Raw genomic sequence first — 12,539 nt, forward strand, 5'->3', positions numbered from 1 at the left:
AATATTCTTATTTAATTTACTTAGCGAACCTTGCGTAAATCTTTGCGAACTTCGCGGTTAAACCTTTATTTCAAATTTAAATAAAATAAATCTGAAGCAATTCCATCTGTTAAAAATTTTCCTTTTGCGGTTGGTTTTAGGATGTTGTTTTCAATTGAAAGCAAATCATCGTTCAGGAATTTCTGAGATTGTTTTTGTAAATAATCCAAATAATCCAAACCAAATTCTTTTTCAATCCGTTCTAAAGAAACGCCCCAAATTGTTCGCAATCCAGTCATAATATATTCATTATAACGATCAGATATTGTCAGGATTTCAGATTCAATGGGTAAAATATTTTCCTGAATTGACTTTAAATAAAGCGAATTATTAGCAATATTCCAGCCTCTTTTTTCGCCATCATAACTATGAGCCGAAGGACCAATTCCAATATATTTTTTTCCTAACCAATAAGCTGAATTGTTTTTAGAGAAATAATTTTCTTTCCCGAAATTGGATAATTCGTAATGAATAAAACCATTTTTTTGAAGTGTTTCAACTAAGATCATAAAATGATTTGAAGCCACTTCGTCTTGCGGTTCAGCAATTTTTCCGGTTTGAATTAATTTGCTTAGTGCCGTTTTCGGTTCAACTGTCAAAGCGTAACTCGAAATGTGCGGAATTCCAAAACTCAAAGCTGTTTCGATATTTTGTTTCCACATTTCGTCAGTCAATCCCGGAATTCCGTAAATTAAATCGAGCGAAATATTGTCAAAATATTTTGTCGCTTCCTGTAAACATTTTATGGCTTCCGCCGAATTGTGAGCGCGATTCATCATCTTTAAATCTTCTTCATAAAAAGACTGAATTCCAATGCTCAAACGGTTTATTGGACTTTTGGCTAATTCTAAAATTCGTTCTGTAGATAAATCATCCGGATTTGCTTCGAGCGTAATTTCAGGATTTTCTACAACTTTATAATTTTTATAAACTTCTGCAATTAAAAAGTTTATCTCGTCATTACTCAAAACAGAAGGCGTTCCCCCGCCAAAATATATGGTTTCTATAACTTCAGCTTTAGCCTCATTTTTGCGCATGTTTATTTCTTTAGCTAATGCCAAAACCATATCGTCTTTCTTTTTCATCGAAGTTGAAAAATGAAAGTCGCAATAGTGGCAAGCCTGTTTGCAAAAAGGAATATGAATGTAGATACCGCTCATTTTTTAGTTTTCAGTCTCAGTTTTCAGTCTCAGTTTTCAGTTTCAGTATAACTGTAAACTGCCACTGCGACTTAAAACTATTTTCTAACTTTATCTTCGTTTTGTTTTACAAAAGAATCCCAACCCGAATAACTTTTTCCGGCAACAATTTTCCCTGAATTAAAAAAGTGACAAACGGCAGCCGCCAAACCATCTGTTGAATCCAGATTTTTTGGTAATTCTTTCAATCCTAAAAGTTGTTGCAACATTTTAGCGACCTGTTCTTTACTTGCATTTCCGTTTCCGGTAATGGCCATTTTTATCTTTTTTGGTTCGTATTCTGTAATCGGAATATCTCTCGAAAGTCCCGCCGCCATTGCAACACCTTGTGCACGACCTAATTTTAACATTGATTGTACGTTTTTACCAAAGAAAGGAGCTTCAATCGCAATTTCGTCAGGATGATGCGTTTCGATTAACTCAATCGTTCGCTCAAAAATGATTTTTAGTTTTTGATAATGATTATCGTATTTGGACAATTGCAACTCATTAAGCTGCAAAAATTCCATTTTTTTATTGATGACCTTAATTAATCCAAAACCCATAATGGTTGTTCCGGGGTCAATACCTAATATGATGCGTTCTTTTGTCAAGTTTTTTGTTTCAAGTTTGATGTTTCAGGTTTAGAAAATTGACTCATTTTCTAATTTTCTAATTGTCACATTTTCATTGCCACATTTTCAAATTGATTACTTTTGCGGCATGATTCCAATTCCTCACAAAGCTAAGCAATTCCTTGTTCTTCTAGTCAAACTTTTGATTGTAGGTGGTGCATTTTACTTTATTTATAATCAGTTGGCGAATAATGACAAACTCGATTGGCAAAAATTCATCACACTGTTTCGTAAAAATCAGTCGGTTTTAGGAATTGGATTTATTCTGCTCTTGAGTGTTTTAAATCGATATTTTGAGATTTTAAAATGGCAGAATCTGGCCAAAGTTATTCACGAAATTTCTTTGGGCGAAGCAACCAAACAAGTTCTGGCAGCATTAACAGCGGGAATTTTTACTCCAAACGGAGTAGGAGAGTACGCCGGAAAAGCATTGTATTATCCAAAATCTGAAGCTAAAAAAGTAGTTTTCCTGAACTTAATCTGCAACGGAATTCAAATGATATTAACGGTTGTTTTTGGTATTTTCGGTTTGTTATATTTTAATGTTAAATTCAATATCATTACAACTAAAACGGTTACAATTTTATTTGGTGGATTTATATTGCTTTTTATTGTTTTGTTTTCACTGAAAAAAATCAAAATCAAAGGATATTCCATTGAAAAATTGATTCATAAAATTAATGAAATCCCAAAACAAGTTCATCAGCGAAATATCTTTTTGGGAACATTGCGTTATATTGTTTTTTCGCATCAATATTATTTTTTGTTTCTGGCTTTTGATGTTGATTTGCCTTATTTTACGCTGATTGCGACAATTTCCGTAGTGTATTTTTTGGCTTCTTCATTGCCTACATTTCAGTTTTTAGACTTTGCCGTAAAAGGAAGTGTCGCTATTTATTTCTTCGGAATTCTGGGCGTAAACGAATGGATTGTCGTTTTTATAAGTACGCTTATGTGGTTTCTAAATGTGGTTTTACCTGTGATTATAGGCAGTTATTTTGTGTTGAATTTTAAAAGTTCTCCTAAGGTATAAGTATCGATTCTAAATGATTAAGTAAGATTGTATAGTCCCTACGGGACAAATATTCTGGGAGAAGCAATTTTGTTACCAATATGTAATCTCTACGAGATATACCCCGTTAAGAGTTAAATGTTGTAGAAAATATTTTTAATATATAATCTATAATCTTTACGAGAAGGTACTCCGTTAGGAGTTAGATCTTCGTAGAACAAAATGAAGAGATATCGATAAAATGTACCGTAGGGACTACACAGATAAAATTTTAAGACAAGAAGATTTTAAATTCCTATGAACAACAATAAATTTTAAATCAAAGCTATGATTGTGATTATTCTTAATGTAATTTTAGTTACTTACTTATCTAGCATTGGCTTACTTATTTATGGTTTTACCAAAATAAAAAAGTACCAAAATACAAATCTTAAACCTCAAACCAGTTTTACAGTAATAGTTCCTTTTCGGAATGAAGAAGAAAATCTGCCGAATCTTTTGGTAAGTTTTTCTAAACTTAATTATCCGAGAGATTTGTTTGAAGTGATTTTGGTGGATGATAATTCTTCTGAAAAATTCCAAATTTTAAATTGCTTCGCCAGTTCGCTTAGGCTCGGGTACAAATTCCAAGTTTCTATAATTGAAAATATTCGGGTTTCAAATTCACCCAAAAAGGATGCGATTTCAACAGCGATGAAACATGTAAAAACCAATTGGGTGATTACAACTGATGCAGATTGTATGGTGCTGGAAAATTGGCTTTTAACGTTTGATAATTACATTCAGGAAAATAATGTCTCAATGTTGGCCGGAGCAGTTTCGTATAAATGTGAAAATTCTTTTTTAGATCATTTTCAACAATTAGATTTAACGAGTTTGCAAGGCGCCACAATTGGAAGTTTTGGCATTAAAAAAGCCTTTATGTGCAATGGGGCTAATTTCGCCTACACAAAATCATTGTTCGAAAAACTAAACGGATTTGATGGCAACAATAAGATTGCCAGTGGCGATGATGTTTTTTTACTTCAAAAAGCAGCTAGTTTATTTCCGGATGAAGTTCATTATTTAAAAGCCAAAGATGCAATTGTAATTACAAAACCCACCGAAAGTTGGAAATCCTTATTTCATCAAAGAGTGCGTTGGGCAGCAAAAACAAGCTCGTATCAAAGTAATTTCGGGAAAAGTTTAGGAATAATTGTTTTCCTCGGAAACCTGAGTTTTGTAATGGGATTTGTGCTTTGTATTTTTAGAATTTGGGATTGGTATTTTTTAGTATTGTATGTTGTTTCCAAATTTTTTATCGACTTTGTTTTACTTTATAAAACAAATCAATTTTTGACAAAAACAACATTGCGTTACGTGGTTTTAAGTAGCTTGTTTTACCCTTTCTTTAGTACAACAGTAGCTTTCTATAGTCTGTTTGGTTCTTATGAATGGAAGGGAAGGAAGTTTGGAAAATAGATTTTCTGGGGTAATTTTAAACAATGGCTTATGAAAACGAGAGCCCTAGCCCTGATAGAAGCGGTATCCTTTTTCTTGCTTCTTTAGCAAGGAAAAGATACAAGCGGATAGCAGGAAATAGCTCCTGAAAATTCTAAAGTTAATCACTAAAACTAAATGAAATTATATCACTTAAATGGTGAAAAAGATTATTTCTTTTCTTCCTTGGTTTTGATAATTACAGGCAAAATAAATTGTGTTTTTACCGGAACTCCGCGTTTTATAGCCGGATTGACTTTTGGGAAATCAACCAGGCGAGCATGCAAAATACTGTCAATTTTAATGGTGTCATAAGCCACAGTATCTTTTGGGAATTGTGGTTCAAATTTCATGGTTGCATTCGGGAAAATAGTGACTTTTACCTCAATAGTATCCAGTTCAGGATATAAAATTGAAAGCGTATCGATGTCTAATTTTTCCTGAATTAGCTGCGCCATTACTTCAAAAAAACATTGCTGACGCTGTTTTTTATCACTCACTTTTTCGCAATCAACCACAGATGGAAACTCATCCACTTCTTTCCAGTTAATAGCTTTTAGTTCTTTTTGAAGTAATTCTTTTTCAGACGGAATCTGCTTCTCAAAATATTGACAAGAACTGATAAAAAGTAAAACTAAGAAAAGGGATAACTGCTTCAAGACTGTGATATTGTATTGGATGATATTGTATGGTATAAAAATACGATTATTTTTTTTGGCTTGCTTTATAATTTAGATATTCTTCATAGCTTTCAGATAGCCATTTTTCCTTGTTTTGTTCGGCAACTTCTTTTTGATCAGGATAGAGTTTGGCCAGTCGGTCAGAAAAAGTAGCGATTTGAACCGTATAGTTATAGAACTCGGTTTTGCTTAAAATAGTATCAGGATTATTTTTACGCGAGAAATATTCAAAAAAAAGCGTATCAAATTCTTTCATCGAGAAGTTTAGAACTTTTTTCTTATTACTTTTATAGATACTGTCCTGAAGTAATTGGTCGTCAAAAGACAGTTTTTTATTTTGAGCATAAGCGTTGCCATCGATCATAAAGATCGCTGAACAAATAAAAAATAATTTAAAAACGCTGTACATTGTCTAATTTTTCTGACGGTTTAACAAGCAAATTTACAAAAAAATATATGGATTCACTATTGTTGGTACTTGGTTTTATATGCATGATTGTTGGGGTTTTCGGAAGTTTTCTGCCTTTTTTACCAGGCTTAACAAGTTGTTGGGTTGGTTTGTTGTTATTGTACCTCACAAAAGTGGTTGAAAATAATTATTGGGTTTTGGGAATCACGCTCTTCATTACCATAATAATTACAGTTTTAGATTATGTTATTCCAGCAAAGGGCACTAAAAAGTTTGGCGGAAGTTCGTACGGAGTTTGGGGAACTAACATTGGTTTAATTGTTGGAATTATTGCTCCAATACCTTTTGGAGTTATAATTGGTCCATTCGTAGGCGCTTTTATAGGAGAAATGATTTATGATTCTAAAAATCATACACGTGCAATAAAAGCGGCAACTGGTTCGTTACTGGGTTTTTTGGCTTCCAGCTTCATTAATTTCCTTTTTTGTGTTATTTTTCTTGGAGTTTTTTTAAATATAGTTTGGCAAAATAGATCTTTATTGTTTTAATCGTAAGATTTAGGTTAATATTTTTCTTATATTTTTTATTTTTTTGAAAAAATAACATATTTCTAAATTAATTTTTTTATTTCTTTTTGATAACGAAAGGGTTATGTTCATTGAGACTTTTAGATTTTGACTTAAAATAGCATAAAAATTTCACTTTAAGTTTTTAACTTAATTTTTGGAAATGTTAAAATATTTTATATTTTTATCTCGATAAACGACAAAAAGCCCCACTTAGTCGATTATTTTGAATGGATTTAAATAATTTTAAAACTAAACATATGACTCCTAACCTACAAATTGAACTTAGACGTTTTATTTCTTCTAATGTTGTTTCTAAATTAAATAAGTTTTATTTCGAAAATGATGCACTCTTAATAAAGGGAATTGATGTTTCTATTGGAACCGTTCTTATGGGATTGTATAATAAAGCCGAGGAGTCAGGGTTTTACAAAAATGTTGTTTCCCTGATCGGCGATGATTCTACTTTTTACGGAGAAGTTGATTTTACTTCCGGAAGAATTTTATCAGTAGATGATTGTTACAGAATTGAAGGAAACGAATTATTGAAAGAAATTTTTAGCAATAAAAAAGGAAGAATTTCTGAAATGATCTCAAACGAAGTTGGTATTAAAAGCGAAACAGCACGCGAAATTCTAAATTTCTCAGCTCTTCTGGTTGTTTCTTATCTTAAAAATAATACACAATTACTAAAAAGCTTAAAGATGTTATTGGAAGATCAAAAGCGTGATATTTTAAACAGCATTCAGCCTGGAATAAAAATCATACTTGGATTCTCTTGTCACGAAACGGTTGAAGAAAAAAACCAAGCCATGGGAAGATCTGTTTTTACACTTTTTGGACACAATTTTTTCTAGAATCTCAAATTGCACTTAAATAAAAAATCCCATTTTACAAATGTAAAACAGGATTTATATTGCCTAATTTGAAGTGTTTCTTAAACATTCTTCAAATTGATAATTTCTTGTTCGGTTAAAAAACGCCAGTTACCTCTTGGTAAATTCTTTTTGGTTAAACCGGCAAAAGATACACGATCGATACGTAAAACATCATAACTAAAGTGTTCAAAAATAGCACGAACCACTTTTACATTTGATGAACGAAGTTTTAAACCAATTTCGCTTTTAGGTTCATTATCAATATAACTAACCTCTTCAACAAACACACGGTGACCGTCAAGAACTAAACCTTTGCTGATTTTTTCTAAATCTTCAAATTTTAAGTTTTTATCTAACGAAACCTGATAAATTTTAGATGATTTCTGACTCGGTAAAGTAAATTTACGAATCATATCCGTATCATTCGTAAACAATAATAAACCAGTTGTATTCTTGTCCATTCTTCCAATCGGAGCAATTTTTGCTGTCGTAGAACCACGTACAAGTTCCAGAACGTTACGATATTCTTGGCCTTCATCAAGGGCAGTTGTAAAGTTTTTAGGTTTATTCAATAAAATATATTCTTTCTTTTCAGGAGTCAAAGTAACGCCATCAAAATTAACAACATCGTTTAATTTTACTAAATAACCCATTTCAGTAACCGGAACGCCATTTACTTTAACGTTTCCAGACTGAATGTATATATCGGCATCACGACGCGAACAAACACCTGAATTAGAGATGTATTTGTTCAAACGAATCTCGTCTGCAGCTTTTTGTCTTTTCGGAGCCTGATTCTGTTTTTTAATTTTTTCTGCCTTTTCTTCTTCTGCAGCCTTAACAGCAGGTTTCACTTTTTTTGGCCCTTGCGCGCGCTTCGCCATAGGAGGTTTTGGCTTGCTAGAGTTTGATCTTGAACTATTTGGTCTTGATCCGCCCCCTTTATTATTGCCTTCCTTTTTGTTCATAAATTCTGTAATTTGTGCAAAGATAGTTTATTCTTGCTAAATAATCCTAAGTTCATTGTTCTTAGATTAATAGCTATTGTTTTTTGAAGTTTCAGGAGCATCACAATTGGCTTTTTTCAGGCATGGTTTCCCGCTTTTCGTTACAATCTTTTATTTTTTTAAAGGAAAAAAATAAAAGGATTTCCACTGCAATCGGGGCTAGTTTCAAACAATTGGCTTCTTTTAAATATTTAGAAGTTTTATGCCACAGAGATTCGCAAAGTTACCGCTGAGTTACACAAAGCTTAAATAAAACTCAGTGAATCTCTGTGTAAAACCTTCGTGTATCTCTGTGGTATAAAACTTTAAAAACGCGAAATCAAATTCTTCCCATGCCACAAAACACTCGGATTAATCAGTACAATGCAAAAAACACCGGAAACAATCAAAAATTTCAAAACATTGTGAAGCAGTAAATATTGTTCCTTAGAATTCGATTTCCATAAATAAAGCAGAAAAAACAACAAGGCAACAAAACAGATATAAAAGTAAATGTCCATATAACCCACATCATAAATATTGATCAAAACATATACAGGAATTACAGTCATAAAAGTCAAAACAGTAATAATTTGTTTCGAAACCGTTTCACTATATAATATCGGAATCGTTTGATAATCGTTTGCCAAATCACCTTTCAAATTCTCAAGATCTTTGATCATTTCCCGAATCAGCAATAACAAAAACAAAAACATCGCATGAGCCGAAATGACCGCAAAATGACTCATATGATTTTCTATTTCTTCAAATAAAATCTTGTTGTAGAAATACAATAAAATCGCAAAAAATGGAACAACGGCTAATAATGCTGATGTTAGATTTCCGATAATAGCGTACTTTTTTATTTTATGAGAATAAAACCAAATAAGGAAAATATAAACCGAAAAGAATAAAAACGCACGCCAGGAAACAATAAGCGCCATTAAAACAGCCAGGAAATTTAAACTAAAATAAACGGACAATTTTGTTTTCTGACTTACCAATCTGTCCAGCATTGATTTGTTAGGTCTGTTGATTAAATCTTTCTGGCTATCGTAAAAATTATTGATAATATATCCTGAAGCAATCGTAACTGCCGAAGCAAAAACAATTAGAAATAAATTAAAATCAAGTAAAATATCAAGAGCTCTTTTTTCCGGAGCCAATATGAAAATAGCAGAAAGATATTGCGCTAAAACAATAATCGGAATGTTGTAACCTCTTACCACAGAGAACAGACTGACAATTTTCATGACTAAAAGTTTGTGCTGTCTGCTTAACATTTTTTGTTTTAAGTTTTTGAATTTTGGTCTAATTTAAGATTTTTTACCGAAGGAAACAGAATGATCAAAGTTTATTTTTTAATAATTCTTTTGCACCAAAGCCTAATTTTCGGATGCAGGCCAAGGCTTCTTTTTGAGTAATATTAACTTCTTTGATGTCTTTTTTATCTACAAAAACAACTGAACCGCTCCACGGATTTGGAGCATCGGGAATAAAAACGCTAAAATTGTTTTCGTCTATCTGCTCAATCAAAAATGCAAATTGCCAGCCAGCGTCAGTAGGAACAAGAATAACTTTTAAGTCTTCATTAGATTCAAATCCCATTATGTTTTCATTCATTTTTTTCATGAACGAATAACCGGGAACAAAGCTTAATATACCGTCTTCTAATCTTTGAATTAATCTTTGCGCATACGAAGTTTTAGCAATTAAACCTGCGGCAAAACAAATAATTACGATGATTAATATCGCTACTATTTCCTCTATTGCAAGTCCTAAGACTTTTACTTTCGGGAAATGATGTACAATTGGATTTGTAATTTTTTGAATAATGCCAAATCCTTTTTCTAAAAGAACCAGCAATAAAATCAATGGTGCTAAAAATAGAATTCCTCCTAAAAAAGTTGCTTTAATAATTTTCAAAATACTTTTCATATTAAATAACTTTTAGAGAGATAAATTAGAAAAGGATATTCAGATAAGCATGATTTTAAAGTGTTCTATGCTTTAGAATTGATAAACAACTTCTAATTTGTAATCTTTTAAAGAGGCTTTAGCACGTTCTAAATCTTCGGTAAAACCTAGAATATAACCGCCACCGCCAGAACCACAAAGTTTTAAATAATAATCGTTTGTGTCAATTCCGTTTTGCCAGATTCCGTGAAATTGCTCCGGAATCATTGGTTTGAAATTATTTAAAACGACTTTAGAAAGTTTTTTAGTATTGGTAAACAATGATTTCATGTCGCCATGTAGAAAGTTTTCTACACAAGCATCCGTGTATTTTACGAATTGGTTTTTCAGCATCGTACGGAAACCTTTGTCTTTTAAGTTTTCCATAAATATATTCACCATTGGAGCCGTTTCGCCTACAATTCCGGAATCTAATAAAAACACCGCGCCTTTTCCGTCAAAACTTTGAGTCGGAATTCCGGTTGCTTCAATATTATCTTTAGAATTAATTAAAATCGGAATACTCAAATAACTGTTTAAAGGATCTAAACCAGAACTTTTTCCGTGGAAAAAACTCTCCATTTGAGAAAAAATATTTTTTAGCTGTAACAGTTTCTCGCGAGTTAAATTCTCTAAAACCGTTATTTTATGTGTAGCATATTTGTCGTAAATAGCAGCTACAAGAGCACCGCTGCTGCCAACTCCGTATCCTTGCGGAATACTTGAATCGAAATACATTCCGGTTTCGACATCATTTTTTAGAGTTAGCAAATCAAAATTAACCAGTTCAGGCTGCTCATTTTGTAAAGCTTCAAGATATGTACTGTAACGTCTTAAACTTGCATTTGATGCGATTGCTTCCGCCGAAGGTTCTTCGGATTTCTTCAATGCACCATTATAAAAATTGTAAGGAATAGAAAGTCCTTTAGAGTCGCGGATGATTCCGTATTCTCCAAAGAGTAATATTTTTGAGTAAAATAATGGTCCTTTCATGTTTGTTTTATGTCTTTCTTAATTTTATTTGGGTCTTGTCGTGTGTCGAAAAATGTAATTATTTCTACTCTTTTGTGTCGAATTTATAGTATATTGTTGTTTGTTTTGACAAGACACATTTGCGATAGTTTTTATTTAATTCCGATTTAGGAAAAATTTGAGGTTCTATTTGTATTAGATAAATCACTTTGTCGAGATTAGATATAAATTTATCTTTTACTTTTTTTGACCATTTAATTTCTAAGTACTCAAATAATTCAAATAAACTTTTTTCTGCATTTTTTGAAAAGATTATCGTTCTTTTCATTAACGATGCTTTTTCATCATATCTTCATACAAAACAAATTCACCTCTTTCAATTTGTCTTTCCCCTTCTTTAATTTCCTCTTTCTGCGCCTCAGTTAAATCATCCCACCAATCTTTTTTCTTTTTGGTTAACAATTTTTTGACTGCCAAAATGATTGAAAGGTCATCTGTACCTTCCAGAATATCTATCACTTCACGTTTTTCTAATTGAATGTCCATAATCAAAATTTTAATTAAAGATACGTAAAATTATAATGCAATTGCACCGTCTCCAATTTGATCACAAATGTACTGACCATTCTGACAAAATACAACTAATTCGTCCTTAATAAATTGAAGTACTTTATCGCTAAAGTTTTCGGGATATAAAACGTGAACATTTGCCCCTGCATCCAGCGTAAAGCACACTGGAATCTGAGTTTCATTCCTGAATTTCCAAATCGCATTTATGATCTGTAATGTGTTTGGTTTCATCAAAATAAAATATGGCATCGACGTCATCATCATGGCGTGTAAAGTCAAGGCTTCACTTTCTACAACTTTGATAAATTCATCTATATTTCCACTTTCAAAAATGGCAATTAACTGATCCAGATTTTCATGCGCCTGAGCAAAACGTCTTTCGGCGTAAGGATGATTGTGCATTAAATCATGTCCAACTGTACTCGAAACCTGTTTTTCTCCTTTATCAACCAACAAAATTGTATCCTGATAATTCTTGAAATTTTTATGAATGGCGTACGGAAATTCAACTCCAAATAAATCTGAGCTTCCTTCAATGTTTGCCTGATTTCCCCAAACTACAACATTTCCTTTTACGCTTCGACAAGCACTTCCCGAACCTAATCGGGCTAAAAAAGATGCTTTTTGATAAAAATAATCATCCGTCATTTCTGGATTCAGCGCTTTTTCTAAACTCATAAAATTCATTGCCAAAGCAGCCATTCCTGAAGCCGAAGATGCGATTCCTGAACTATGCGGAAAAGTATTTTGTGTGTCAATCGTAAAGTGGTAATCCTTCAAAAAAGGCAAATAAACTTCAATTCTTTCTAAAAACTTCTGAATTTTTGGTTTGAAATCTTCTTTTGGTTTTCCTTCAAAAAGTAAATCAAAAGAAAAACTATCATTTGTCTCACTAAACGGAGCCGCAGTATATCGCTTTGAAAAACCCAATTTGGTAATCGTTTTGCAATTATTCAAAGTAAAACTTACTGATGGATTTGCCGGAATTTGATTGTCTTTTTTCCCCCAATATTTCACTAATGCAATATTGCTGGGAGCGCTCCATTCAAAATTTCCGTCTTCAATGATCGAAGTGTATTTTTTAGGAATAAAATCAGTTGCTGTAAACATGAATTATAAAATTTTGGCAAAGATAGTTTTTTATCCATAATAGATATTTTTTTATCCCTTCTAGATTTT

15 protein-coding genes are annotated in these 12,539 nt (G+C 32.2%); 4 read left to right on the forward strand and 11 right to left on the reverse strand.

What is annotated here, in order from left to right; genetic code table 11:
- Window positions 1-65: 65 nt before the first annotated feature.
- Window positions 66-1,199, reverse strand: a complete 1,134-nt coding sequence (gene hemW / locus AC3QL1_RS06925) for a radical SAM family heme chaperone HemW (RefSeq protein ID WP_492496277.1) — start codon at window positions 1,197-1,199, stop codon at window positions 66-68.
- A gap of 77 nt (window positions 1,200-1,276) precedes the next feature.
- Window positions 1,277-1,831, reverse strand: coding sequence for a crossover junction endodeoxyribonuclease RuvC (gene ruvC, locus AC3QL1_RS06930; RefSeq protein WP_492496279.1), 555 nt, complete (start codon window positions 1,829-1,831; stop codon window positions 1,277-1,279).
- A 109-nt stretch (window positions 1,832-1,940) separates the two neighbouring features.
- Here ruvC and AC3QL1_RS06935 point away from each other — a divergent pair, with 109 nt between their 5' ends.
- Both AC3QL1_RS06935 and AC3QL1_RS06940 read left to right on the forward strand, forming a co-directional pair.
- Entirely contained in the window at window positions 1,941-2,885 is a 945-nt protein-coding gene (locus AC3QL1_RS06935) for a hypothetical protein (protein ID WP_492496281.1), read from the forward strand.
- A gap of 306 nt (window positions 2,886-3,191) precedes the next feature.
- Entirely contained in the window at window positions 3,192-4,325 is a 1,134-nt protein-coding gene (locus AC3QL1_RS06940) for a glycosyltransferase family 2 protein (RefSeq protein WP_492496283.1), read from the forward strand.
- Between the two features lie 188 nt (window positions 4,326-4,513).
- Here the strand turns inward: AC3QL1_RS06940 and AC3QL1_RS06945 are convergent, their stop codons facing one another.
- Entirely contained in the window at window positions 4,514-5,002 is a 489-nt protein-coding gene (locus tag AC3QL1_RS06945) for a hypothetical protein (protein ID WP_492496284.1), read from the reverse strand.
- Window positions 5,003-5,048: 46 nt separating this feature from the next.
- Window positions 5,049-5,279 (reverse strand): hypothetical protein, encoded by a 231-nt coding sequence (locus AC3QL1_RS06950; protein ID WP_492496286.1) that lies wholly within the window; start codon window positions 5,277-5,279, stop codon window positions 5,049-5,051.
- Between the two features lie 200 nt (window positions 5,280-5,479).
- Here AC3QL1_RS06950 and AC3QL1_RS06955 point away from each other — a divergent pair, with 200 nt between their 5' ends.
- Window positions 5,480-5,980 carry a DUF456 domain-containing protein gene (locus AC3QL1_RS06955; RefSeq protein WP_492496288.1) on the forward strand — a complete coding sequence of 167 codons (501 nt, stop codon included), beginning with the start codon at window positions 5,480-5,482 and terminating at the stop codon, window positions 5,978-5,980.
- Window positions 5,981-6,258: 278 nt separating this feature from the next.
- On the forward strand, window positions 6,259-6,855 hold the full coding sequence (locus AC3QL1_RS06960; protein WP_492496289.1) for a DUF937 domain-containing protein: 597 nt from the start codon (window positions 6,259-6,261) through the stop codon (window positions 6,853-6,855).
- Between the two features lie 80 nt (window positions 6,856-6,935).
- Here AC3QL1_RS06960 and AC3QL1_RS06965 read toward each other — a convergent pair whose 3' ends face one another.
- The 7 genes from AC3QL1_RS06965 to AC3QL1_RS06995 all read right to left on the reverse strand — a co-directional run bounded on the left by AC3QL1_RS06965 (window position 6,936) and on the right by AC3QL1_RS06995 (window position 12,470).
- Entirely contained in the window at window positions 6,936-7,844 is a 909-nt protein-coding gene (locus AC3QL1_RS06965; protein ID WP_492496291.1) for a pseudouridine synthase, read from the reverse strand.
- A gap of 344 nt (window positions 7,845-8,188) precedes the next feature.
- Window positions 8,189-9,145, reverse strand: a complete 957-nt coding sequence (locus AC3QL1_RS06970; protein ID WP_492496293.1) for a geranylgeranylglycerol-phosphate geranylgeranyltransferase — start codon at window positions 9,143-9,145, stop codon at window positions 8,189-8,191.
- Between the two features lie 64 nt (window positions 9,146-9,209).
- Window positions 9,210-9,800 (reverse strand): DUF502 domain-containing protein, encoded by a 591-nt coding sequence (locus AC3QL1_RS06975; protein ID WP_492496294.1) that lies wholly within the window; start codon window positions 9,798-9,800, stop codon window positions 9,210-9,212.
- A 72-nt stretch (window positions 9,801-9,872) separates the two neighbouring features.
- A complete protein-coding gene (locus tag AC3QL1_RS06980) occupies window positions 9,873-10,811 on the reverse strand; it encodes a mevalonate kinase family protein (protein WP_492496296.1) in 939 nt (312 codons plus the stop codon).
- A 64-nt stretch (window positions 10,812-10,875) separates the two neighbouring features.
- On the reverse strand, window positions 10,876-11,118 hold the full coding sequence (locus tag AC3QL1_RS06985) for a type II toxin-antitoxin system RelE/ParE family toxin (RefSeq protein ID WP_492496298.1): 243 nt from the start codon (window positions 11,116-11,118) through the stop codon (window positions 10,876-10,878).
- Window positions 11,118-11,336 carry a hypothetical protein gene (locus AC3QL1_RS06990; protein WP_394776370.1) on the reverse strand — a complete coding sequence of 73 codons (219 nt, stop codon included), beginning with the start codon at window positions 11,334-11,336 and terminating at the stop codon, window positions 11,118-11,120. The genes AC3QL1_RS06985 and AC3QL1_RS06990 overlap by 1 nt, the downstream gene beginning before the upstream one ends.
- 30 nt (window positions 11,337-11,366) lie before the next feature.
- The gene (locus AC3QL1_RS06995; RefSeq protein ID WP_492496301.1) at window positions 11,367-12,470 is read right to left on the reverse strand and encodes a diphosphomevalonate decarboxylase; all 1,104 of its coding nucleotides are present in this window, start codon (window positions 12,468-12,470) and stop codon (window positions 11,367-11,369) included.
- Window positions 12,471-12,539 lie beyond the last annotated feature (69 nt).

This window comes from Flavobacterium sp. GW823-FHT04A11 (genome assembly GCF_058796535.1).

What these genes read in the sequence shown, in the direction of transcription:
- AC3QL1_RS06980 (WP_492496296.1), bottom strand. Translation starts at nt 10,811, where the DNA reads ATGAAAGGACCATTATTTTACTCAAAAATATTACTCTTTGGAGAATAC.
- AC3QL1_RS06935 (WP_492496281.1), top strand. Translation starts at nt 1,941, where the DNA reads ATGATTCCAATTCCTCACAAAGCTAAGCAATTCCTTGTTCTTCTAGTC.
- AC3QL1_RS06970 (WP_492496293.1), bottom strand. Translation starts at nt 9,145, where the DNA reads ATGTTAAGCAGACAGCACAAACTTTTAGTCATGAAAATTGTCAGTCTG.
- AC3QL1_RS06955 (WP_492496288.1), top strand. Translation starts at nt 5,480, where the DNA reads ATGGATTCACTATTGTTGGTACTTGGTTTTATATGCATGATTGTTGGG.
- AC3QL1_RS06950 (WP_492496286.1), bottom strand. Translation starts at nt 5,279, where the DNA reads ATGAAAGAATTTGATACGCTTTTTTTTGAATATTTCTCGCGTAAAAAT.
- AC3QL1_RS06985 (WP_492496298.1), bottom strand. Translation starts at nt 11,118, where the DNA reads ATGAAAAGAACGATAATCTTTTCAAAAAATGCAGAAAAAAGTTTATTT.
- hemW (WP_492496277.1), bottom strand. Translation starts at nt 1,199, where the DNA reads ATGAGCGGTATCTACATTCATATTCCTTTTTGCAAACAGGCTTGCCAC.
- AC3QL1_RS06960 (WP_492496289.1), top strand. Translation starts at nt 6,259, where the DNA reads ATGACTCCTAACCTACAAATTGAACTTAGACGTTTTATTTCTTCTAAT.
- AC3QL1_RS06995 (WP_492496301.1), bottom strand. Translation starts at nt 12,470, where the DNA reads ATGTTTACAGCAACTGATTTTATTCCTAAAAAATACACTTCGATCATT.
- AC3QL1_RS06975 (WP_492496294.1), bottom strand. Translation starts at nt 9,800, where the DNA reads ATGAAAAGTATTTTGAAAATTATTAAAGCAACTTTTTTAGGAGGAATT.
- AC3QL1_RS06940 (WP_492496283.1), top strand. Translation starts at nt 3,192, where the DNA reads ATGATTGTGATTATTCTTAATGTAATTTTAGTTACTTACTTATCTAGC.
- AC3QL1_RS06965 (WP_492496291.1), bottom strand. Translation starts at nt 7,844, where the DNA reads ATGAACAAAAAGGAAGGCAATAATAAAGGGGGCGGATCAAGACCAAAT.
- AC3QL1_RS06990 (WP_394776370.1), bottom strand. Translation starts at nt 11,336, where the DNA reads ATGGACATTCAATTAGAAAAACGTGAAGTGATAGATATTCTGGAAGGT.